General features: G+C 37.2%; 27 protein-coding genes. 17 read left to right on the top strand and 10 right to left on the bottom strand.

All coding sequences use genetic code 11. From position 1 onward, the window contains the following. Positions 1–18 precede the first annotated feature (18 nt). On the top strand, positions 19–1,449 hold the full coding sequence (gene aspA, locus POF52_RS13480) for an aspartate ammonia-lyase (RefSeq protein WP_013057771.1): 1,431 nt from the start codon (positions 19–21) through the stop codon (positions 1,447–1,449). 31 nt (positions 1,450–1,480) lie between these two features. On the opposite strand, the gene POF52_RS13475 is transcribed toward aspA, so the two are convergent. After that, positions 1,481–1,924: an HIT family protein gene (locus POF52_RS13475; protein ID WP_271993161.1), complete on the bottom strand. Its 444-nt coding sequence runs from the start codon at positions 1,922–1,924 to the stop codon at positions 1,481–1,483. A 241-nt stretch (positions 1,925–2,165) separates the two neighbouring features. Here POF52_RS13475 and POF52_RS13470 point away from each other — a divergent pair, with 241 nt between their 5' ends. From POF52_RS13470 to POF52_RS13455, 4 genes are all read left to right on the top strand, one after another. Next, a complete protein-coding gene (locus tag POF52_RS13470; RefSeq protein ID WP_271993160.1) occupies positions 2,166–2,588 on the top strand; it encodes a MerR family transcriptional regulator in 423 nt (140 codons plus the stop codon). A 427-nt stretch (positions 2,589–3,015) separates the two neighbouring features. Continuing rightward, positions 3,016–3,597, top strand: a complete 582-nt coding sequence (gene clpP / locus POF52_RS13465; protein WP_271993427.1) for an ATP-dependent Clp endopeptidase proteolytic subunit ClpP — start codon at positions 3,016–3,018, stop codon at positions 3,595–3,597. A gap of 12 nt (positions 3,598–3,609) precedes the next feature. Then, positions 3,610–3,774, top strand: a complete 165-nt coding sequence (locus tag POF52_RS13460; protein WP_271993159.1) for a hypothetical protein — start codon at positions 3,610–3,612, stop codon at positions 3,772–3,774. 161 nt (positions 3,775–3,935) lie between these two features. Further along, complete coding sequence (locus tag POF52_RS13455; protein ID WP_271993158.1) at positions 3,936–4,352, top strand: hypothetical protein; 417 nt, start codon at positions 3,936–3,938, stop codon at positions 4,350–4,352. A gap of 268 nt (positions 4,353–4,620) precedes the next feature. On the opposite strand, the gene POF52_RS13450 is transcribed toward POF52_RS13455, so the two are convergent. Beyond that, positions 4,621–4,890: a GlsB/YeaQ/YmgE family stress response membrane protein gene (locus POF52_RS13450; RefSeq protein ID WP_013083843.1), complete on the bottom strand. Its 270-nt coding sequence runs from the start codon at positions 4,888–4,890 to the stop codon at positions 4,621–4,623. A gap of 350 nt (positions 4,891–5,240) precedes the next feature. Here POF52_RS13450 and POF52_RS13445 point away from each other — a divergent pair, with 350 nt between their 5' ends. Then, the gene (locus tag POF52_RS13445) at positions 5,241–6,056 is read left to right on the top strand and encodes an STAS domain-containing protein (RefSeq protein ID WP_271993157.1); all 816 of its coding nucleotides are present in this window, start codon (positions 5,241–5,243) and stop codon (positions 6,054–6,056) included. Between the two features lie 43 nt (positions 6,057–6,099). Here POF52_RS13445 and POF52_RS13440 read toward each other — a convergent pair whose 3' ends face one another. Beyond that, the gene (locus POF52_RS13440) at positions 6,100–6,285 is read right to left on the bottom strand and encodes an aspartyl-phosphate phosphatase Spo0E family protein (protein ID WP_013057763.1); all 186 of its coding nucleotides are present in this window, start codon (positions 6,283–6,285) and stop codon (positions 6,100–6,102) included. Positions 6,286–6,443: 158 nt separating this feature from the next. After that, positions 6,444–6,707, bottom strand: coding sequence for a GlsB/YeaQ/YmgE family stress response membrane protein (locus POF52_RS13435; protein WP_013083841.1), 264 nt, complete (start codon positions 6,705–6,707; stop codon positions 6,444–6,446). Positions 6,708–6,904: 197 nt separating this feature from the next. Here POF52_RS13435 and POF52_RS13430 point away from each other — a divergent pair, with 197 nt between their 5' ends. From POF52_RS13430 to POF52_RS13420, 3 genes are all read left to right on the top strand, one after another. Beyond that, on the top strand, positions 6,905–7,669 hold the full coding sequence (locus POF52_RS13430) for a GNAT family N-acetyltransferase (protein ID WP_271993156.1): 765 nt from the start codon (positions 6,905–6,907) through the stop codon (positions 7,667–7,669). Between the two features lie 143 nt (positions 7,670–7,812). Then, the gene (locus POF52_RS13425) at positions 7,813–8,289 is read left to right on the top strand and encodes a hypothetical protein (RefSeq protein WP_271993155.1); all 477 of its coding nucleotides are present in this window, start codon (positions 7,813–7,815) and stop codon (positions 8,287–8,289) included. 141 nt (positions 8,290–8,430) lie between these two features. Next, positions 8,431–8,907, top strand: a complete 477-nt coding sequence (locus tag POF52_RS13420) for a hypothetical protein (RefSeq protein WP_271993154.1) — start codon at positions 8,431–8,433, stop codon at positions 8,905–8,907. Positions 8,908–8,943: 36 nt separating this feature from the next. Here the strand turns inward: POF52_RS13420 and POF52_RS13415 are convergent, their stop codons facing one another. Both POF52_RS13415 and POF52_RS13410 read right to left on the bottom strand, forming a co-directional pair. Then, a complete protein-coding gene (locus POF52_RS13415) occupies positions 8,944–9,777 on the bottom strand; it encodes an STAS domain-containing protein (RefSeq protein ID WP_271993153.1) in 834 nt (277 codons plus the stop codon). A gap of 238 nt (positions 9,778–10,015) precedes the next feature. After that, on the bottom strand, positions 10,016–10,798 hold the full coding sequence (locus tag POF52_RS13410) for a PAS domain-containing protein (RefSeq protein WP_176584177.1): 783 nt from the start codon (positions 10,796–10,798) through the stop codon (positions 10,016–10,018). 152 nt (positions 10,799–10,950) lie between these two features. On the opposite strand from POF52_RS13410, the gene POF52_RS13405 reads away from it, so the two are divergent. The 3 genes from POF52_RS13405 (at position 10,951) to POF52_RS13395 (ending at position 13,045) form a co-directional block, all read left to right on the top strand. Continuing rightward, the gene (locus tag POF52_RS13405) at positions 10,951–11,214 is read left to right on the top strand and encodes a hypothetical protein (RefSeq protein WP_074894949.1); all 264 of its coding nucleotides are present in this window, start codon (positions 10,951–10,953) and stop codon (positions 11,212–11,214) included. Positions 11,215–11,568: 354 nt separating this feature from the next. Next, on the top strand, positions 11,569–12,234 hold the full coding sequence (locus tag POF52_RS13400; RefSeq protein WP_271993152.1) for a cobalamin B12-binding domain-containing protein: 666 nt from the start codon (positions 11,569–11,571) through the stop codon (positions 12,232–12,234). Continuing rightward, on the top strand, positions 12,221–13,045 hold the full coding sequence (locus tag POF52_RS13395) for a hypothetical protein (protein ID WP_074894947.1): 825 nt from the start codon (positions 12,221–12,223) through the stop codon (positions 13,043–13,045). Before POF52_RS13400 ends, POF52_RS13395 begins: the two co-directional genes overlap by 14 nt. An 85-nt stretch (positions 13,046–13,130) precedes the next feature. On the opposite strand, the gene pdxR is transcribed toward POF52_RS13395, so the two are convergent. After that, positions 13,131–14,564, bottom strand: a complete 1,434-nt coding sequence (gene pdxR / locus POF52_RS13390) for a MocR-like pyridoxine biosynthesis transcription factor PdxR (RefSeq protein ID WP_271993151.1) — start codon at positions 14,562–14,564, stop codon at positions 13,131–13,133. A gap of 144 nt (positions 14,565–14,708) precedes the next feature. Between pdxR and POF52_RS13385 the strand changes: the two genes are divergently transcribed. Then, entirely contained in the window at positions 14,709–15,626 is a 918-nt protein-coding gene (locus POF52_RS13385) for a DMT family transporter (RefSeq protein WP_271993150.1), read from the top strand. 113 nt (positions 15,627–15,739) lie between these two features. On the opposite strand, the gene POF52_RS13380 is transcribed toward POF52_RS13385, so the two are convergent. Beyond that, entirely contained in the window at positions 15,740–16,654 is a 915-nt protein-coding gene (locus POF52_RS13380; RefSeq protein ID WP_013083830.1) for a LysR family transcriptional regulator, read from the bottom strand. A 410-nt stretch (positions 16,655–17,064) separates the two neighbouring features. Between POF52_RS13380 and POF52_RS13375 the strand changes: the two genes are divergently transcribed. Further along, on the top strand, positions 17,065–18,168 hold the full coding sequence (locus POF52_RS13375) for a citrate synthase/methylcitrate synthase (protein WP_016764746.1): 1,104 nt from the start codon (positions 17,065–17,067) through the stop codon (positions 18,166–18,168). Positions 18,169–18,223: 55 nt separating this feature from the next. Here POF52_RS13375 and POF52_RS13370 read toward each other — a convergent pair whose 3' ends face one another. Further along, positions 18,224–18,688, bottom strand: coding sequence for a DUF4306 domain-containing protein (locus POF52_RS13370; protein ID WP_223260182.1), 465 nt, complete (start codon positions 18,686–18,688; stop codon positions 18,224–18,226). A gap of 188 nt (positions 18,689–18,876) precedes the next feature. Between POF52_RS13370 and POF52_RS13365 the strand changes: the two genes are divergently transcribed. Then, positions 18,877–19,761, top strand: coding sequence for a diacylglycerol/lipid kinase family protein (locus POF52_RS13365; protein ID WP_025751162.1), 885 nt, complete (start codon positions 18,877–18,879; stop codon positions 19,759–19,761). A 28-nt stretch (positions 19,762–19,789) separates the two neighbouring features. Here the strand turns inward: POF52_RS13365 and POF52_RS13360 are convergent, their stop codons facing one another. Continuing rightward, entirely contained in the window at positions 19,790–20,353 is a 564-nt protein-coding gene (locus tag POF52_RS13360; RefSeq protein ID WP_074894945.1) for a YitT family protein, read from the bottom strand. 363 nt (positions 20,354–20,716) lie between these two features. Here POF52_RS13360 and POF52_RS13355 point away from each other — a divergent pair, with 363 nt between their 5' ends. Both POF52_RS13355 and POF52_RS13350 read left to right on the top strand, forming a co-directional pair. Beyond that, entirely contained in the window at positions 20,717–21,886 is a 1,170-nt protein-coding gene (locus POF52_RS13355; protein ID WP_271993149.1) for an MFS transporter, read from the top strand. Positions 21,887–22,071: 185 nt separating this feature from the next. Then, positions 22,072–22,518, top strand: a complete 447-nt coding sequence (locus POF52_RS13350) for a GNAT family N-acetyltransferase (RefSeq protein WP_176584168.1) — start codon at positions 22,072–22,074, stop codon at positions 22,516–22,518. The last annotated feature ends 185 nt before the right edge of the window (positions 22,519–22,703 follow it).

Below are 22,703 nucleotides of genomic sequence, written 5' to 3'. Positions count from 1 at the left end.
AAGAAAGCAGGTACAGCTATGAAACAAGAAACAGCAGGATATCGTACAGAAGCTGATTTTCTAGGAGAAAAACAAATCCCAGCAGACGTATATTACGGTGTACAAACCGCACGTGCCGTAGAAAATTTTCCGATTACGGGTTATAAAGTACATGAAGAAATGATTAAAGCGCTTGCTATTGTAAAAAAAGCGGCAGCGCTTGCAAATATGGATACAAAGCGCTTATATGAAGGTATTGGAAATGCAATTGTTCAAGCAGCTGATGAGATTTTAGCAGGTCAGTGGCATGAATACTTTATTGTTGACCCTATTCAAGGCGGAGCAGGAACGTCAATGAATATGAATGCCAATGAAGTTATTGCGAACCGTGCTCTTGAAATTATGGGAAATAACAAAGGGGAATATGGGAAATTAAGTCCTAACAGCCATGTGAATATGTCTCAGTCAACAAATGATGTATTTCCAACGGCTATCCATATTTCAACGCTGAACTTATTAAATAAACTTCTTGTTACAATGAATGACATGCATGATGTGTTTAAACGAAAAGCGCAAGAATTTGATCATGTAATTAAAATGGGCCGTACGCACCTTCAAGATGCTGTACCCGTTCGTCTTGGTCAAGAGTTTGAAGCATACAGTCGCGTGTTAGCGCGCGACATTAAGCGTATCAGCGCAACGCGTGACCACTTGCATGAAGTAAATATGGGGGCGACAGCTGTTGGAACAGGCTTAAATGCAGATCCTCGCTATATTGAAAATGTAGTCAAACACTTAGCGGATATCAGTGGTCTGCCGCTTGTGCATGCAGAGCATTTAGTAGACGCTACTCAAAATACAGATGCTTATACAGAAGTATCTGCAGCGCTTAAAATCTGTATGACGAATATGTCTAAAATTGCAAATGACCTGCGTTTAATGGCCTCTGGACCTCGTGCAGGTCTAGGAGAAATCAGCCTTCCTGCTCGTCAGCCTGGTTCTTCAATCATGCCAGGAAAAGTAAACCCGGTTATGGCTGAATTAATCAATCAAATTGCGTTTCAAGTAATGGGAAATGACCAAACAATCTCTCTTGCTTCAGAAGCAGGTCAGATGGAGCTTAACGTCATGGAACCTGTGCTTGTATTTAACTTGCTTCAATCAATCAGCATCATGAACAACGGTTTCAGAAGCTTTACAGATCACTGTTTAGCAGGAATTGAAGCAAATGAAACGCGCATGAAAGAATATGTAGAAAAAAGCGTAGGAATTATTACAGCTGTTAACCCTCACTTAGGCTATGAAGTCGTATCGCGTATTGCGCGTGAAGCGATTTTAACAGGAAAACCAATTCGTGAGCTTTGCCTTCAATACGATGTGTTAACAGAAGAGGAATTAGATCTTATTTTAAATCCATTTGAAATGACGAACCCTGGCATTGCAGGAAGTTCATTGTTTGATCGTCAGTAAAAAGAACGGCTTCCATAAGGAAGCCGTTTTTTTATAAAGACATTTGCTGAATGACGCGGCGCATTTTCTGAGCTGTTGCAGCCAAAGCGTCATTTTTTTCAGCAAACTGGGGAATTTGCGTATAAAAATCTCCAAAACATTCCTCTTTATATCTCGGAACGACGTGCATGTGAAAATGATTTAACTCGTTAAACATTCCCCCGTTTTGAGAGAGAGTAACTCCATCTGAAAAAAAGAGCGTCTTCACTGTTTTTGTCATTAGCTTCGCTGCATTCATTACGGCCAGTATGTGTTCAGTATCAAATTCGTCAATTTCTACTATATGTGTTTTAGGAAGAATTAAGACGTGTCCTTCGTTAAATGGCTTGTGATCTAATAGGCAGGTCACAAACGAATCTTCAAATATTATATGTGATTTCTCTTGGCTATTTGCTAATCGACACCCTAAGCAATCTATACGTGGATTCCCCATCATATTTTCTCTCCTTTTTTAAGATAACTAAAGTGTAGCACGAGAAGTATCAGGAGAAATAGTTTGAAATATACGCAGGTGTTTTTTCGCTTAGTAAAGAGAGCCCGGATATATGACCTGGGCTCTTTGTTTCGTTCTTTTTATATAGTTATCTAAAATTTACCATGGTTTTAATTGTAAAATAAAAACCTTTACAGTATAATGATAGTGTAACAGTTAACTGTAACTAATAAGGAGGGATTGTTTGCATACTTATACAGGAAAGCAAATTACGGAGTTATTAAATAATGAAGGTGCGGACTTGAACCTGCGTACGGTACGGTATTACACGCAAATAGAGATCGTTCCTCCGCTAGTGCTAGCAGGGAATAAACGCGTGTATACAGATCAGCATGTTCACTACTTTCGAGCCGTTTTAACATTATCAAAAGCAGGTGAGTCACTAGCTTCGATTCAAGAAATGCTGCGTTCAATGAGTGATGAAGAAGTAAAAAACATCGGTGCGCAGCTCCCTCTTTACCAAAGCAAACAAATTCAAAATCAAGAAATGCATCAAGTCAATGAAGATGTGTTTGTCGCTATGAACCGAAATTTATCAGCGGACGTACGGCAAAAAATAATTGAGTCTGTTACTCAAATTTTAAAGGATCATTCATCGCATGATTAAATTAGCTGTGGCAAAATCAGTGATGGAAAAAGAAGAAGGAATGAACCACCTTTGTATTACATTTGAACGTTCGCAAGTAAAAGTAACAAACATCACGATTGATATTCAGCTGCCCGAAGGTCTGTTTAAAACGACAAACTTAAATGGATACCGGGAAAACGAACAGGGGCAAATCGAAGTAAAACATATCGACGATGAACCTCTATTAATAGAGTTCTACACGGAAGAGGCCGTTTTATATCCACAGGCAGAGATTGCAGTTGCTGTGACTTACCGCGATGAAAGCTTGCATATACAGCAAAAAAGGCATTCTCTAATGATTAAATTTACAGATGAAGAGTTGGTAGATAATTCGTTTTTAAATCAAGAAATCAGTGCAAAAGTGAAAAAATTTGCTCATACTAATTCAGTAGAAAGAGGCGGTCACATGAACTTAACTCCATATGTAGTAGAACAAACAAGCAAAGGAGAGTGTGCCTATGATATTTATTCAAGGCTGTTGCTCGACCGAGTGATTATGCTTACAGGTGAAGTTACGGACGAGGTGGCTACTAGCATTATCGCTCAGCTTCTATTTTTAGATGCCGAAAACCCAGAAAAAGATGTCAGCATTTATATTAATTCACCGGGAGGATCCATTACAGCGGGCATGGCTATTTTTGATACGATGCAGCTTATACGTGCAGACGTAAGCACATTGTGTATAGGGTTAGCGGCATCTATGGGTTCATTTTTACTAGCGGGCGGTCAAAAAGGTAAACGTTTTGCTCTTCCTAATAGCGAAGTGATGATTCATCAGCCGCTAGGAGGAGCAAAAGGACAAGCAGCTGAAATTGAGATTCGAGCAAAGCGTATTTTGCGGTTAAAAGACCACTTAAATGAACTGCTGTCTGAACGAACAGGACAGTCGCTTTCAACAATTAAAAAAGACACTGATCGAGATACATTCTTTACAGCGGATGAAGCAAAAGAATATGGCATGATTGATCAAATTTTAGTTCATCAATAAGGAGGATGCCGTATGGAAAAAATAAATCATTATTCAATAGAATATGAATGGGCGAACGTGATTTTTTATCAAGAAGTAGAGGCAATGACTATACAAGAAGCAAAAGAGCGCATTCAACATACAAAAGTAAACGCTGCTATTCGCGCTGTTCATGTCATAGAAGATGTCGAATCTTAACGAAAAACTGGATCCTTTCGGGGATTCAGTTTTTTTGAGCAAATGAAGCAGGGATTTAGATGAAGAAAGGAGAATGCAAAAAGAGATTTAAAAACGAGCAGCTGGTAGCATCATTCAGCAAGAACATCTCATTTCAATTACACAAAGAAAGGTAGATGTAAATGAAAAAAGTATGGTCTGGATTAGTTGTTCTCATTGCTATTTGTTGGGTGATAACAGGATGTCAGCAAAGCAGTGCTTCAAGCGGTACTGTTGAACAAAAGCTCGTAATCGAAAAATACATAGCCGATAATCAATATGGCCATGCGGTTAAAATGAAAGACCAAAATCAAGTGCAGAAAGTGCAGCAGTGGTTAAAAGATGTATCATGGAGAGAAGAAAAAGCTGAAATGATTCGAAAACCTAACTACATTCTTCACTTTGAACCGGTGGAAACAAAAAAGGATATAAAGGTACAATCTTATCGCATGTGGGTCAACTTAGAAAGCGAAACCGTTGAATTAGCTACAGATACACACTACGCACAGTTAAAGGGCAAACAAGCAAGATCATTTATTGAATTAGTAGAGCCGAAATAGAAAGCAGCTATACAACAATGTCCAATGAAAGCTAAAACTTCACTTGTTCATATCGAAGCTATCTTCACCGATATGCTTGATGATCTTGCTGCTCATTACTAACGCGCTTGATATGAGGGTGTAGAAGTATTAAATGTGAGAGGTGACAAGCCGCAATTATTAAATGTAGCAATAAAGAATTACACTTACAGGTAGGTCATTGTTAAAATATTTTACTACAAGAAGTAAGGAAAAAAGAGAAATCAAGACGCTGATTTCTCTTTTTCATTCAGGCATGTCGATGATTGTTATTTCCGCGCATTTTGCGTAAAACAAAACTCACAATTAAGACTAAAATAACAGCACCAATAATAGCAGGAACAATTGCGAATCCGCCGATCTCTGGACCGAAATCTCCAAAAATTAGAGAGCCTAACCATGCTCCAATGAAACCAGCGATGATGTTTCCGATAATTCCACCTGGAACATCTCGTCCCGTTAACACACCAGCAAGCCAGCCGATAAGTCCTCCAACAATAAGCGTCCAAATAAATGACATATACCTAACCTCCTTTTTATAGGGAATTCCTTTTCATTCTTTCCTAAAACACATCCTGTCATGCGACATGCTTGCTGCAAACCCTTTTACATTTTTTCATCTATTTATCATATATGCTAAGATAGCCCAACATTAAACTGAAGAGTTATGTATGAGAATTCACTGTGAAAGTAACGATAAAAGGAAGGAGAGAAGTTCAGCTTATGTACGTTTTAGATTCAATTTAGCTCATACTATTCGCAAAAAGGGACATCCGGTTCATTTTTTAAAGCTTTTTCCCTTAGTTTTACTTTTTTTAACGGTATTTGTGATATCATTTTAAGTAAACAAATTCTTAACGGGAGAACAATATGGAGTCATTATTATTAGATAAAAAGCTTAAACACATTACGAATTTAATTCTAGAAAAAAAAGAAAAGTTCTCAAAACAAAAAAAATATGAAGAAAAAGATATTCAACAACAGTTAGAACCGTGGCGCGTTCATTTAATTCAAATATATGCTGATTCTGTCTCAACAAATGATACAAAAAACTTTGAAGTGCTTGAGGAGTGGGGAAGAGAAGTAGCGAATTTACTCGTTGTCCTTCAGCTTCCGTTGGATGTAGCATTAGAAGAAATCAGCTATTACCGAAATCTTATCGGGGAAATTATTAAAGAAGAAGCAAAAGCTGAAACGTTTACGTTTGATGCCTTCTATCAAGTTATTTCTCGTTTCAACGTAGTAGTAGATAAGGCCGTACACTGGGTTAGTAAATCATATATGACCGACTTTGCACACAAAATCCAATCGGCTCGCTATGCAATTGATGAACTTTCAATTCCTGTGGTACGCATTACGAAAGAAATTGGCGTGATTCCTCTTGTTGGCGATTTAGATACAAATCGCGCTCAAATTCTAATGGAAAATGCGCTTCAACACGGCAGCGACTACAAGCTAAATTGGTTGATTATTGATTTATACGCGGTTCCAATTATTGATACGATGGTAGCGGACCAAATTTTTAAAGTAATCGGTGCTTTAAGATTATTAGGAATTCAAGTGGTTTTAAGCGGGATTCGGGCTGAAATTGCTCAGACGATGGTGAACTTAGGGTTAGATTTGGCTGACATTACGACTTTCAGTAGCCTTCACCAAGCAGTGGAACACGTTAATCAAGCGGACTAATACAACACAAAAGCCCATGAGTATGTAACCATATCATAGGCTTTTATTGGTAGAAGAAAATTTGAAGCTTATTTAATAAAGCATCTAATGATTGACTAACTTGAAGTGTGTTAGGACTTGTCATTCCTTCACGGACAGCCGTTTGAATCATTAACGTTCGTGTCTGTTCGATTTCTTCTATTAGTATTTGGTACATGGATTTGTCTTTTGAGTGGGTTGAAAGCAGCATGTTAATTCCTCTTTTTTCTATAGTGATTATGGTTAAATTAACATTAATAGGTTTATTTTTCAATATTATGAAATTAAAAATAGTAAATTTTAAGAATTTTTCATATAGAAAAAGAACCTCTTTTTTAACAGAGGTTCTTTTTCTAATATAATAATTTATTAGGCATGTTTATGACTGCCACGCATTTTTCTCATAATGAAACTTACGATTAACACTAAGATGATTGATCCAATAATAGCAGGAATAATAGCAAATCCACCTACAACCGGTCCGAAGCTTCCAAAGATAGCTGAACCTAACCAAGAACCGATAAAACCGGCAATAATGTTACCAATAATACCTCCCGGAACGTCTCTTCCCGTAATTAATCCGGCAAGCCACCCAATAATACCACCTACAATAAGTGCCCATAAAAATGACATAAATATCATCCTCCTTTTTAATGATGTATTGCTTATATAGGTTAATACCCCACTTAAAAGAAAACTATTCATGGAATAGCAAAAAAATAAAAAAAACTTGTAAAAGGATTTAAGAACTGCGATAGAGTCATAGAAAATAGACTAACTAGTATATAATAGAAAAAGGAACATAGTTTAGAAGAGAAAGGAGACATGAAGTGAAAATAAAAAATCAAAGCGAGGTAGTAGAACAGCACTTGATTCAGTATTGGATGTATTTTCAGCATACGAAGAAATCTGTGAAGGTGGATACATCAGAAATTAAATGGATTTCTGCATCTCCTTACAATCGGGGCATATATGCAGGAACCCGTCATATTGAGCCTGCGTTGGGGATATGCCCTCCGCAAGGGGAGGAACCTCTATGGATTGTTGGTCCATCTTCATATGATAACCTTGGTCCAGTTCTTCATAAAAATGGATTTGTTCCTTATGAAAAATGGATCGGAATGATTCAGCACATTCAAGAAAAAGAATACATACATACAGGAGTAGAAGGGTTTCAATGTAAGCGAGTGCGCACAGAAGCTGAACTGAAAGAATGGATCACGGTATATATAGACGGCTATCAAAAACCAAAAGAATATCAAGCTGAATTTTTTGAAAGGTTTAGGGAGCTTATGCAGCACGCTGACCAATATCAGTTATATCTGGGCCTTTATCACAACCGGCCAGCTGTAGCTGGGTCTCTCTTTTTTTATGACGGTACAGCGGGTTTGTATTGTATCACTACAGCTAGACATATGAGGAGAAAAGGCCTGGCCACCGCATATTTGAAGGAAGTTCTTACTGAAGCAAAAAAACAGGCGGATACGTGTATTTTGCATGCTACAAGTGCAGGAAAGCCAGCCTATGAAAAAATTGGTTTTACAGCGGTTAACGAATTTGATGTATATAGATGGAGAAATAGAGATGGAACATAATGTGCTGCGGTTTGTGAGAAAAAAGACAAATTTCGACAAATTTTTAAAAAAAGTGTAGCTTCCACTTCGTTTTTGGTGTATCCTAGGAAAAAGCAGCAGCATGAGCTAGTGTTGTACATAGAACACAGATAAAAGGAGTCATTATGAAACATTTTTTTAAAACGAGCACGTTTTGGATAGGTTTGGTTGTCGGAATCGCGCTCACATTTGGGGGATATTTTACTGTTACTAGTATTTATGATTATTATTTAGGACGAGAACAGCTGAAAGTATTGACTGCCTCTCAGAAAAACCTTCAAACTGCTTTTAAAGAGTATAATCAGCTTATGGCCGAAAAAAAAACCAAAAAGCAATTTATCAATGAACTCGATGATATTTCAAATACTATAAACTATGAATATAATGAATTAGCTTCCCTTGATCCTACGATGAAAACGATGTATAAGCATACGGGCGTCATCGATGATATGGAACTGATGATTGATAATATCGATAGCATCTATGAATTAACGATGAATGATCACAAAGACGCAACAAAACCACTTCAAACCTATGTATCTGATTTAATGAAATATGTAGAAAAAGATATGAAAAAAGAAATAAGCATGCTAAGTAAATAGAACAGAACAGCTGTCTACTAAACAAATAGGCAGCTGTTTTTTTGTTGATTATAAAAGGAATCTTTTGGTTGCAGGCGAAAGAGTATATTATGCACCCACTCGGTTACGTGCACCACGTTTACAAAAAAGGGAGGACATAGTATGAAGAAAGTGGTGATTATCCTATTTAGTTTGTTTTCATTAGCCGCATGTCAGATTCCTACAGCTGAAACGCTTGAAGATTCTTATCCACCCGCTATAAAAATAATAACCGAAGGCAAAGAAGCCATCATCAAACCCTTATTCTTTTGCTGGACCGAATGTGAAGCTGATTTTGGCGAACGAAAAAATTTTAGACAAATTGTTATGAAAGATAGTATTCCCGTCTCTGAAGGTGGTCAAGTGTCCATTAAAATAGATGGTAAAAAACCTAATGCCCTTTATTACAAACAAATTCGTAATCAGTCTATTTATGAAAACATAGAAGAAAAAAAGGACATAAAAAAAACATCTGCTATTACAGTAGATTCTGCCTCTCGCAGTGATCGGTATATACTCGTAGCGGATTGGAAAGATAACAAAGGAAAAAAGCTAATCGGGCGTGTCTATTACACTCCAGTAAAATTTGAAACACCATAGATATGGCTCTCTATGCTGTAATAGAGAGCCATATGCTTAACCAATAGAATTAAGTGCTTGTGCAAGAGAAGAAGTAGTTTTAACATGTTCAAATGAAAGTCCTAAGCGAATGGCAGTTTGAGAAATTTCCGGTCGAATTCCAGATAAAATTGTTTGCACACCAATTAAACGAAGAGCTTTTACCAAATTAAAAATCTCTTGTGCCATCATCGTATCAATTGTAGCTACACCGAGCAGGTCAATACATAAATGTTCAACGTCTTTTTTCGAGCATTGCTGAAGCGTGTTTTCTAAAATAAACTGACTTTTGACCGTTCCAATATCCCCCACAAGAGGCAGAAGTGCAACTTTATTTTGAAGCATGATCACAGGAGAACTTAATTCATTAATTAACTCTTTCTGAGCGTTCAGCTGTTCTTGCGTATTTTTATGATATTCTTGAATAAAGATATAAATAGATAGATCAAAAGCTTTAACAATAATGTCATACCACATAAATATCTTATCTGTGCTTACTTCATTCGAATGCAAAGAGATAAACTTCTTTAAGTAATTGACGGCAATTTTTTGTGAATTAAAATATTCTCGAATAATAAAGTGAAGAGGCGTACTTAAATGCTTTGGATCACGCGCTAGTTCTATCGACCACTGCTGAAAATCTGAAAAAAAATACTCCTCATCCTTTATAAACACGTCAAATAAATGCTGAAAATAATCTTGATTTTGCTGCTTCAGTTCTTTCACAATTGCTGGATTTTTACTCGAATAGACAGAGAACTCATTTTCATCGTCGAGCTGATTGTACCAGTCTTCAGTTAATTGAAGAGAATGTTCTTTGAAAAAATGATATAAGTCCTGATTTTTATGCATGAAGACTCTCCTTATATATGTATAGTCTAATTGATTTATAAATAAAGGCATAAAAGCATCCCCTGATCTAGAGTGAGGATGCTTATAAATAAATCCATTATGAAGCGCATTTATTTTCCTATACGCCTTGTTTTCCCTAACTGTATACTCTCAAACCCAATTTATTAAAAAATAAACATTTATTAACTACCATATTCATGCATTTTACCTATTTCTCATAAAGAAACACTTCTTGTGCTTATAGCTTTAGCTTGGGTAAGGCATCTTTAATGCTTTGATAGACTAAAATAAAGGACATATCATCTTCCATAGTGCTCATATGTATGGCCATGTCAGGAGAAATTCCTGTTAAAACAAGCTGAGTTCCCATGAGCTTCAGCCAATTGTAAATATTAAGAATATCACGGCCGAATGAATCATTAAATCGCGCTAACCCTGAGACGTCTAGGATTAAATAACGATCTTTGCTGCTTGTGTTACACGAGGTGAAGCTATTAAATAGCATTTCTATACGCCGTTCGTTTAACGTTCCGATTAATGGAAGAACAGAGATTCCTTCCTCTATTGGCACGATAGGGGTGGATAGCCTTTCAACTTCTTCTAAAGCTTGCTGTAGCTGTTCCTGGGCTGTAATCTCTATTGTTACATCTTTTTGAACACCAATAAAGTAGTATTTATCTTCTTCTTCTATATATGTCGGATCAATCGTTAGCTGATTATGAAAGAAAGAGCCGTCTTTTCGATAATTAACGAGTGTAACAGAAACTGATTGATTGCGGCTAATAGCGCTGCGAATTTCATCAATGTGGTGCAGGTTTGTAAGAGGCCCTTGTAGAAAACGGCAATTTTCTCCTAATACTTCTTCTTCCTTATAGCCGGTCATAAGAGAAAACCCTTGATTGAGGTAAATAATTGGGTTATCAGGCAAAGAAGGGTCTGTCACGATAATGCCAGATTGTGAGCTATGAAGGGCTTTATTTAAAATGGACCATTTTGAATCTTGAGCTTCAGGTGTAGTCAATGCATTTCCTCATTCCTTGGAATTTTTATAAAAATATTGTGACATAAACACATTAAAAAAACAATTTTCGACGCGTTCGCTCCTAGAGAAAGAATAGAGATAAGGAAAAATATGTTATAATAGTTTCAGGGGTAAAGGGAGTGTGAACAAACGTGATAACCATCAATTTATTTAATGTTAGTTTCTTTGTGATGGCGCTAGTAGGCTTTATTCTCATTTTTTGTTTGCGTCTAAAGTTTAACCGGCCACTGTCATTATTTAAATGGTCTTTTTTGTTCGGAACGGTGCTGCTGTCGCTAAGCTTGTACTTGTTTATAGCGACCAGCCAATATATTCATTTGATATGCAATACAATCGGCTCAGTTATGGCAGCGCTCTATCTTATCAGTATTATGGTCGGAGCAGAAGAGTCATAAATACATATGTTTGAAAGTCTATTGAAAGTGGAAAAAAGGAAAGATGCATAAAAGAAAAAGAGACGCACTTACATTATTTTAGCCGACGAAATGATAACAACTTGAAAAACACCTCGGTACAAAATACCGAGGTGTTTTTCATAAATAAAAGGGAAAGGAGAATATTTAGAGAAATACTAGTCATATTTTACTGAGTGTAGTAAAATAAAAAGTTATTATTCTATTTTTATGTTGTTGCTATTGGCAACATGTGTTAGTCTAAAAGTGGTATACATTTTAGGCTATCTTGAAAAAGAGAGACGAGAAGCTTTTGGTCAAGTTTCTTAAAAGCTTCACGTTTACTGAGGTGAAACAATGAAATCTCAAGTACAAAAATTTGTAGGCTATTTATTAGCTGGTGATCAAGACAGCGCTTGGGAAGTTGTGCTAGAAGAAATCCACCAAGGAAAGAACAGCCTAGATATTTATGAAAATTTAATTACAACCGCAATGCGAGTAACTGGAGATATGTGGGAAGAAAATATCATTTCTGTAGCTGATGAGCATGTTGCAACTACGACATGTGATTATGTGCTAACTCGCTATCGCTTTTATAAAAAAATTCAGGGACACGCTTCAGACACCGCTCCAAGGGCACTGCTTCTATGCTTGGAACAAGAACAGCACTTCATTGGTTTAAAGATGGTGGCTTTATTGTTTGAGGAACATGGTTGGAATACTCGCTTTTTAGGGGCCAATCTACCTCTGGAATACGCTGAGAAAATGGCTATAGAATGGAAGCCGTATATGGTAGGATTATCTGTCAGCATTCCTTATCATATTGAGAGGCTTGCTGAATATACCAAAACTTTGGACAAATTAGAACCAAGACCAACGGTAATGGTAGGAGGGCGCTTAGTTTCTCAAATTGATTTCCGTTCTTACTGTTCTGAGCATACACGCCTAATTCCGGATCTTCACCAACTAAATAACTGGTTAATCAGTTATCACAAAGGAGTGGAAGTTAATGTCGATGCTTGAATATGTTCCAATTCCTTACTTTTTAGTGGATACTGAATTTAATATTTTGGAATGGTCGCAACAATCAGGTCATTTATTTAAGCCTTCAGCTAATTTTTTAGATCTTGTAGACGTATTTAGTCAAGAAAAGGCGAGAAAGTTTTTAAGCTTGCGCCAAAAAGATTCTCGAGAATTGTCTGTAGACGAACCCCATGATGAGCAAACGCTTGTCCAAAGCCGAGGCCAGGCTATTCAGAAAGTAGAGCTTGTGATGCAAACCAATGATTCACCTTATTCACTGTTTGAATGCTTAATTCAATGGGATAGTGATATAGGTCATTTAGTTTGTATTCGCCAAGATGAACGTATACAAGAGCTAACGAACCTTGTTCAAGACCATCGGAAACGATTAGCAGATACAGATTTTGAACTGCTTGAACAAAAAGAACGTCTTGAAAAATCATTACAAAAAATTAAGCAATTGTCCGCTTCTTTTATTAAACTATCCTCTAAAGTAGGACTTATACCCCTTTTTGGAGACTTGGATACAGATCTTGTAGCTGAAAATACGTGCATTTTGCAAAACTTTGCGCATGAAGGAAATTACACCACGCTTCTATTTGACTTTGGGGGACTCGATATATTAACGAACGAAGGAATTCAAGCTTTTGCAGGCTTTATGCAGTCCTTTTATCTCATGGGTATCACATGCTATATTATTGGCATGAAGCCGCACCATACGGCTGCTCTGAAAAATAGAACGTTTGGTGACCAAATTATTTATATGAATAACCTGAGTGAAATTATTGCTGTGAATAAAAATGTGAGTTAAAAGAGTGGAGGAGAAGAAAGTTATTCTTCTCCTCTTTCTGTATACACTTCTTTTCTTGTAATTAAACATCTATTAAAGAATCTTTTTATATTTCAGCTGAAAGAATGGTGTTAAGACGTTGAAGTCCTGTGTTCAAATCAGTATCACTAAGGAGGGAATAGCTTATTCGAATGTAAGCATGAAGCGGTTTGTGAACAAAACAAGCTTCACCAGGTAAAAAGCAGATATTGTGCTCCTGGGCTTTTTTTAATAACCCAAATGTGTTTACTTTTTGAGGCAGTTTTAACCATAAGTTGAATCCTCCATTAGGAACTTGGAATTGAACGGATTCGGAAAGAGACGAAAGCAGATCGCTTGCATGATCTCTTCTCAGTTGCAAAGCGGTCCTCAGTTTTTCCATGTGATGTTTCATTCGCTCAGTGCGTAAAAAAGCTAGCATGGCTTTTTGAGTTAGTAAGGGACTACCAATATCCATCAGTGCTTTAACCGCATATAGCCAATCAAATACAGAACCCTGTGCATAAAGTAATCCTATTCGAAGTCCTGGAGCCAACGTTTTACTAAACCCCTTCAAGAACAAAACATGCCCATTTTTATCAAACGTTTTGATCGGTGGAGGCACCGATATATCATCGAAATAAATCTCTCCAAACGAATCATCTTCAACAATAAAAAAGTGATACAATTCGGCCAAACCAACTAGTTCTTTGCGACGCTGTCTGCTCATTAGTATACCTGTAGGATTTTGAAAAGAAGGGTTCACGTACAAAAGCGAAGGTTTTATTTTTTGGCAGACTTCTTCTACTAAATCAGATTGTATTCCTTCTTCATCTAGTTCAATTGAAATGACGTTAACACCTTTATTGGTGAAGACATCAATTGCAGCTCCGTAGCATGGACTCTCTACTATAACCGTATCCCCTGGTTTTAAAAGCGTTTGAGCAATTAAATCAATACCTTGCTGAGCGCCACTTGTAATCATAATTTCATGAGGCTCAGCTTTTATTCCTTGCTCTCTCTGTAAATAAGAAGAAAGCTCCATGCAAAGCTCCTGATCTCCTTGAATTGGACCGTATGTGGCTAAAACAAGCTCATTGGTACGTAACAGACTTTGCATTTCTTGCGCTAAAAACTGATTAGGAAGGAGACGAGGGAAAAGAATAGCCTGAGAGAAATCATAATATTTACGATCACGATTTAAGCTATACTGAGAGCGCGTGATATTTACGTTTAATTCATCTTGCCATGAAAAATTATTTAATACCTTGGAAGAACCTTTAGTAACCCCTTTAACAAAAGCTCCTTTTCCTGACTGTATTACGATTAATCCTGATTTTTGTAAGAGCTGATACGCTTTTCGTACCGTTAATAAGCTTATTTCTAACTCTTGTGATAGCTTGCGTAAAGAAGGGAGCTGATCACCAGGTTTTATCATGCTCGTTTGGATGCGATAACGAATCTGCTCATAGATTTGCTGATAAATGGGGGTAGAAGATTTTTTATGTACATTAAATCTCATTGTGTCACCTAACTATTCTTTTTCTATAGTTAACCTCAAAATAAGCATGGGCGCAACTGGAAAAACAGCAACTGTTATAGTCAAGGTTTTACTGTTATACTTCCTTTCTTTTATACTCGTGGCATATTTAAAGGAGGAAGATATATGATTATTATTAATTACGTACTTATCTGTTTTATTTTCGGCACGACATTTTTAACTATTAAATTAGGGATTGAAGCAGGAATGCCTCCACTTTTCTCAGCCGGAACTCGCTTTCTTTTAGCAGGAATCTTAGTAATCTCGTACTTTGCATATAAAAAAGACGTTCGACGCTCGTTATTATTTTCAAAAAAAGTGATGATGGTAGGGTTTTGTTTGACCTTTATGACATTTTCAACGCTCTATTGGGCAGAACAACATGTGACATCGGGTCTTGCAGCTGTTTTATCTGCTACTGGCCCAATGATAATATTGCTTATTCAAGTGATGCAAAGAAAAATGGAATTAAAAAAAGAGCAGTTATTGGCTTTGCTTCTGGCTTTTACCGGTGTTATTTGCATTTCACTTCCAAATGTGACAGCCACTATGTCTTATTCGTGGACGTTAGGGTGTATCATTATCATAGTAGGAGAGGTATTTTACGGCATAGGCAGCAATTATTCGAAAGCTTTGTTAAATGAACTAAAAGAAGTGTCACCATTTTTAATTAACGGTATTCAAATGTTTTACGGGGGAATATTTCTGCTGGTGCTATCTTTATGTACAGAGCAGATCCATGTTTCAACTATTATGCCTCGAAATGCAGTATGGTCTATTGTATATTTAATTTTTGTTGGTTCAATTGCTGGACACGGCTTATATTATTGGCTCATCGCCCAAACAAATCCCATTTTTCCATCTACTTGGTTGTATGTATCTCCTTTAATCGCGGTGTTAATCGGCTATGTAGTCTTAAATGAAGCTATCACGCCTTCTATTATTGGCGGAGGCCTTCTTATTTTAATAGGAGTGTTTATGGCGAATCGTGAAGCTTTGGGAGTACATTTTAAAAAAAGTGTGCTATTCAAAAAGCAGCTGTAAAACAAGTCGCCATTTGCTGACTTGTTTTTAGTTGATCGCAAGACAAAAAAGATTGAAGAAAGATATAAAAGGTGACTAAAAGCCTCTTCCTAATGAAAGAAGAGGCTTTTTTGTTAAGAGTTTGCTGACATCGTATGAGACGGTAGAATGATATCTTGGTCGACGAGAAAGGATAAAAGTTCCCGTGTAGCATATGACATATAGCGATCTTTTTTCAAAATGATGCCAAGCTCCCACATTGGAGTAGGTGCGGCAATTGGAATACTTTTAATAAAAGGGTTATTGATCTTTGGAAACACGGACTTTGGTAAAATTGCAATACCTAATTCAGAAGCGACTAGTTCAATAATTAGGTCCCATTGAGAACTTTCGTACGCTATTTTTGGATGAAAGCCCGCTTGAATGCACTCATGAATAATGCGATCATGAAGAGAGAAATCTTTGCTGAATAGGACAAACGGTTCTTCTCTAAGCTCGCTCAAAGCAACGATTGATTTAGCTGCCAGCGGATGCTCATGATGAATGTATAAATTAAACTCTTCTTCAATAAACGGATAGACGTGAAAAAGAGGGTTTTGAATAGGCAACACGATAATGCCAAGGTCTACTTGTTCGTTTTCTACAAGTTCGACAATTCGCTTTGCGCCAAGCTCCACAAGCTCTAATTTCACCTGAGGATGTTTTGATGTAAAGTTTTTTGCAATCATCGGGAAAACAACAGTCCCTACTAAAGGAGGAATTCCTACTTTAATATCTCCTGTAGGGAGATTTCGTAAATCATCTAACAGAGCATGCAGCTCGTGAAGAGTGGATACCAGCTTTTGGCTTTGCCCATACACAATCTGTCCTGCATCGGTTAACGTCAGCTTTCGAGTAGAGCGATCAAAAAGATCTACGCCGAGTTCTTCTTCTAGTTTTTTTACAATTTTACTTAATGCTGGCTGAGACAAGTGAATTGCGGCTGCTGCTTTCGTGAAACTTTTTTGATTAACTACTTCCATGAAATGTTGCAGTTCTCGAATATCCATAAATTCTCCTCACTAGTATTCTTAGTTTTCATACTATTTATTCTATTTATCTATTTTACTTATGATTCAAATAAATGTAAACTCTTACATAAGGAAGTGAATAGTGATTCATCTAAAAATAGTACATCAAATTCCTCTAAATACGTTAGAAACCCGCATGTTTGTAAGCGTTAACAAAAAAAGTACCCTCGAAGAAAATCCTAGAAAAATATTTTTTTCTCCCGTAAAACAAAGCCGCGAGCGCAGAAATAACGCGTGTTGAAATGTTCATTTTGTATACTGTTCTGACAATTAAGAAAGAGGAATAAAATGGTATAGTGCACCACTAAGGTGAGTCTATTCATTCTGCAAACGAGCCGTACATAGAAAAAAGGGCCTGTTTGTTAAAAATAATTGGGGGAGTGGTTGAGATGACATACGTTAAAGGATTAGAAGGAATCGTTGCAGCTGAAACAAAAGTAGGGCATGTTGATGGAGAGAAAGGTCAGCTGATTTATCGCGGATATTGGGCAAAAGATTTGGCGATCAATTATTCTTTTGAAGAAGTTTCTTATTTAATTTGGAACGGCACGCTGCCAAATCATGATGAGTTAAAAGCATTTAAACAAAAAATGGTGACTCATCGTACGCTTCCGGCTAATATTGTTGCATTAATGGACTGTTTGCCAAAAGATACAGAAGTGATGAGCGCGCTTCGCACATGTATCTCAGCTTTAGGAGACCCTTCATACAGCTGGCCTCCGACAAAGGAGCAGGCACTTGCGATTACAGCGGTCACACCTACCATTATTGCCTATTGGTATCGTAAAATGAATGATTTAGAAGTAGTAGAGCCTAACGAGCATTTGGATCATGTAGCAAACTATTTATACATGATTAACGGAGAAATTCCAGATCAAAGTTTGGTTACTGCGCTGAACGCATATTTTGTTTTGACAATTGAGCATGGGATGAACGCCTCGACCTTCTCATCACGCGTTATTTCATCTACCGAATCTGACATGGTTTCAGCTATTTGCGGAGCAATTGGCGCGATGAAAGGTCCGCTTCACGGAGGAGCTCCTTCTGGTGTTATTACCATGTTTGATGAAATTGGAAGTGAAGAGAATATTGAGCCTTGGGTTCGTAAAAAATTAGATAATAAAGAGAAAATCATGGGATTTGGTCATCGCGTTTATCGTACACATGATCCAAGAGCAGAAGCATTAAAAGAAGTATCGAAACAAATCTCAGGAGATAACGGGCTATTTGATTTAATTGTTAAAATTGAAGATAAAACCATTGAATTACTCAATGAATACAAGCCGGGTAGAGGCATTTATACTAATGTAGAATATTTCGCTGCAGCGGTTATGAAAGCGGTTGAGCTTCCGTCTGAACTATTCACCCCAACCTTCACAGCAAGCCGTGTAGTTGGCTGGACAGCTCATGTCGTAGAGCAATCAGAAAATAATCGTATTTACCGACCTCAGTCTGCGTATATAGGTTATACGCCAGTTGAACAAAATCAATAAATACAACTGATTTCACATAAAGAACGTCGGTAGATCCGACGTTTTTTTCATATGGTTAAATATATTCTTTTTGAGAATAAAATCGCTTTAATAAATAGAATAATCCGACTGCTAAGCATAAACTTGCTGCAGCTAAGCTAGAGGTAATCATGGCGTGCTCACCTTCGGTAGGGGTATGTGAAAGTTTATAGCTGCTGTAGCACAAGAGAGCTGTGATACATAAACAGCAGGAGCTAATCAATCCATACCGCTTTTTGAAGCCAATAATAGATAGTAATACAATCAAATAAATTCCGCTCACCATCATCATAATTGGAAACTGAGGGTGGAATTTAATTGTATATAACAAATAATCGATGTGAGAATAGTGATGAACCGCCGAGGACTTTGTTAGCCCTCCGGTCAAACTAGCTGATAAAGGTCCTTCAAGCATCGAAGAGCCGTTATACCAAGTAGCGACTGAGGAAAGTAAAAAAACAAAACAACTTGCAAATAGCTGCGTCATGCATTTTATTGACACGTATAGAAAGCTCCTCTCAATAACCATCTTTTGTTAATACAAGTCCGAAAATTATTATAGCAGGTTTTGAAAGTAAAAAAAGTACTATTGGAATGGTTTCATAAAACGTTCATATTTGAAAAGGTTTGTTTTTTAAAAAGAAAGGGAAAAAAAGTGAAACGGAAGATATGAATAGAGGAGAGAGAAAGATGAAGGCAGCAGTGATTTTGAATCCAAACGCAGGAAACAAAAAATTAGTAAATGAAATTGACTTTATATGTGATCGGTTAAACACTGCATTTGAGACGGTTACTTTATATAAAACAGAGCAACCTGGAGATGGTGCCGATCTGGTAAGGAAATTGGAAGGCAAAGCGGATGTCATTATTGGAGCAGGAGGAGACGGGACAATTTATGAGCTCATCAACGCTCTTGCTCCGTTGCAGCAACGTCCTGTATTTGCTATTTTACCTGGTGGAACGTGCAACGACTTTTCGCGTGCAATTGGAATGAATCAAAATCCTTTAAAAGCGGTGGAGCAAATTATAGAAAAGCAGACGGAGGCAGTGGATGTTGGAAAACATGGCGAAGATTATTTTTTAAACTTTTGGGGAATCGGCCTCGTAGCTGATGTATCTGAAAATATTTTGGAAGAAAATAAAGAGAAATTTGGTAAGCTCTCTTACTACATGAGCGTAGGCAGAACTTTAAATCAAGCAGAGCCTTTTCAATTAAAAATGACGAGCGAAAAAGCTTCCTATGAAGGAGAAGCTGTTATGGTGTTAATTGGAAACGGCCCTTTTTTAGGAGGAACTCGCGCTATGCTAGGAAACAGCTCATTTCAAGACGGATTATTAGATGTATTCGTTATTAAAGAAATGGGAATCGAGCCGGTTATGGCATGGTTACAAACAAGCCCTGATGAGGAACAGCTTAACCCTGAAAGCAACCTTATGCATTTTCGTGCAAAAGAAGTTCATATTGAAACTACTCCTGAAAAAACGGTAGATTGTGATGGAGAAAAAGAAACGACGACACCTTCAACGATTACGGTTCTCCACAATCACATCAATATGATAGTCGGAAACAGATAAAAAAACGCTGGAAGTTCCAGCGTTTTTTTTATGAAGACAGCCATCGCGGAGAAGTAAAAAGCATAATCATTATGCTGCTCATCGTAATAACAAGCATGGAGTAGCAAAAAGCAGTAAATCCGATAATATGTAAGCCCACTATCATAATCGTACTGTCTAAGATAAAAATGGTTATTCCTATATTGATTTTCCATTTTTTCGATACAATAATGGCAATTAAATCAAGCCCATCCGAACTGATGCCGTAGCGAAGCATCAGTCCTATTCCCATCCCTACGAGTGCGCCTCCAAGCAATGAGCTAAAGAGCAAAGGAAGCTCTAGCGTGCCTTCGAGAATAGACAGCCATTCTGTCATAAAAAAAGAAACAAATAAGCCTATACTTCCGTAAAAAAAATTTTGACGATGACGAAAAAAAGCATATAAATAGATAGGTACATTCAAAAAGAAAATGGACAGTCCGATAGGAGTTCCAAACACATAATATACGATAAGCCCAAATCCTATAAGTCCACCGTCTAGTAAGTGATACGGAGCAATAAATCCGTTTAGCCCTAGTCCAATTAATAAGCTGCCACAGCAAATCGAAACCACTCTCGAAAAAATATTCCTCACCCTATACGTTAAATTTTAATAGGAGTACTCGTCCCTCTATGTATATGGCAAGCTTAGGTTATTTAGAAGTGAAGAAGAAGAAGAAAAAGAAAATTATGTAAAAAGTATTGATTCTATAACTCTGATATTCTATAGTTAATCTAACTTCGTTTTCACGACAATTTCTTGATTTCTTACAATACTGTTTAACTGTTTGTATTTTTTACTATATAAAAAAGTTTCGTTCTGCAAAAAGCATACGATTGTAATAAGTCGATAAAAGCACGCCGCTATATAAAAGGGGTTGATTACGTGTAGGATTCTCTTTCTTTTCAGTCATACTAAAAAGAAAGAGGGATTGTCGTGAAAAATCGTTCCGTACTTTTTTTATGGTTTGGTCAAAGTCAAGCCAATTTAGCAGATGTATTATATATTGTTGCGTTAATCAGCATTCTTTATGCTCAAAATAGTTCTCCTGTGCTGCTTTCATGCATTCCATTTACCATTACGACTGCTAAGTTTTTGAGCAGTTTTATTGTGCCTTTTCTTATAGATCGCTACAGAGCTAAGCGTATTCTTGTTGTGTCTCAATTGTTAAAAACCAGTGTTTTATCTATGTTTTTCTTGTGGCATATGTCGCTTATCAGCATGCTGTGCTGCGTAGCGCTTATTGCTTTTTTCGATGGGTGGACAGCTCCGGTTCAAAGCTCTATGCTTCCTCATTTAGTAGATAAAGAGAAGCTGTTGAAATGGAACAGTATGTTTAATGTCACTGATCAAATGATTCAAATTGCAGCCTATCCGCTTGGAAGCTTTCTGATCATTAGCTGGGATGCTACTGGCCTTTTATGGCTGTCATTTTCGTTATTCAGTTTGTCAATCGTATTTATGCAGGCTATTCGCATTAACGCTCATTCTTCTAAAACGAAGCAAAAACAAGGGTTAAAAGAGGGATGGAAGCTAATTTGGGATTATCCGCGCCTGCGGGTTTTATTAGTCATGGAGGTTTTAGAAGGGATTGCTGCCGGCGTTTGGGCATCAGCAATTGTCTACGTGTTTGTGAAAGAGATATTAAATAAAAATGAAGCTTGGTGGGGATATATCAACAGCAGTTTTTTTGTTGGAACGGTTCTTGGAGGTTTCGTTTTGTTGAAGATTTCAGTTGAACAAGAGAAAAGTCTTTATCATATCGTAACACTAGGCAGTCTTTTATCAGGTTTCTTTACATTATTGTTCGGAGTGATGCCTGCTCCTTTTCTTTCACTTTTACTTAGTTTTGCTATTGGCATTGCCCTTCAAATAAGCGCTACATGTTCTTACACGCTTACACAAACGGCCGTTCCTTTAGAAAAGCTTTCTAAGGTACTTTCCGCTACGCTTAGCGTTTCATATGTGACGTTTGGGCTTTCGGTGCTGCTGCTTGGAGCTGTTGCTTCGCTAAATGTAACGGCGGCGTTTCTAACAGCAGGAGGACTGATTGTAATCAGCGGCTGTGTAGGTTTATTCTTGCGAAATTATGCGCTTGCTAACTAAAAAAGGTTGCTATTTGCAACCTTTTTTTAAAACATCGTATTTTCTCTCATCAACCATAAGCCGTATAAGGTTGTTTGCTTTAAATACCCCTTGTGTAAAAGTAGGGAGCTTATCACGAAAACGAAAGGAAAAAGAGTATGGCTATCGAATTATGTTAAGAGCGTTGAGCTAAAAGGAGTGATTAAATGGTTGTCATTCGACAGGCGGTTGAAACTGATCGAGAGCGACTGGCTACGTTAATGCAAGAATATATAGTAAAATTCTGTGAGCAGCCTGCCCCTTCCCGGAAAGCTTTAACTTTACATATTAAGCGCTTATTGAATAGTCCTTCCTATGGTATCCAGTTTGTTGCTGAATTGGAAGGGAAACTAGTAGGTTTTGCGACGGTGTACCTATCGTGGAGCACCTATTATTTTAAAGAAACAGCCATCTTAAAAGACTTGTACGTATCTCCTTTAAACAGAGGAAATAAAATTGGTGAACGTTTGTTTAAGATCTGCCTGGCCTATTCTCAAAAGTATGAGTTTGCAGGGATGACCGCTGAGTGCAGCAGTGAAAATAAAGTGGCTCAAAACCTTTATCAAAAAATGAACGGTAAAGAAAATGCAGGGGTTCAATACCGGTTTTTTTAAGAGAAGTGCAGCTTTTACTTTTAAGACTTCTACTAAATGGCAAAAATATGTTATAGTATGAAAAGTGAAATTGATGAAAATGTCGGTGGGCTATATGTTAGATGATGGTATCAATAGTAGGGGGAAGTTGGACTAGCTGTTTGAAAGGCGGCCATCCTATTTTTAGTATAGCCGCAAGGAAGGAG

Source organism: Priestia sp. AB (genome assembly GCF_028369225.1).
Taxonomy (GTDB): Bacteria; Bacillota; Bacilli; order Bacillales; family Bacillaceae_H; genus Priestia; species Priestia megaterium.
The sequence above is the reverse complement of the archived record's forward strand: the minus strand, read 5'-3'. Positions and strand labels throughout refer to the sequence as shown.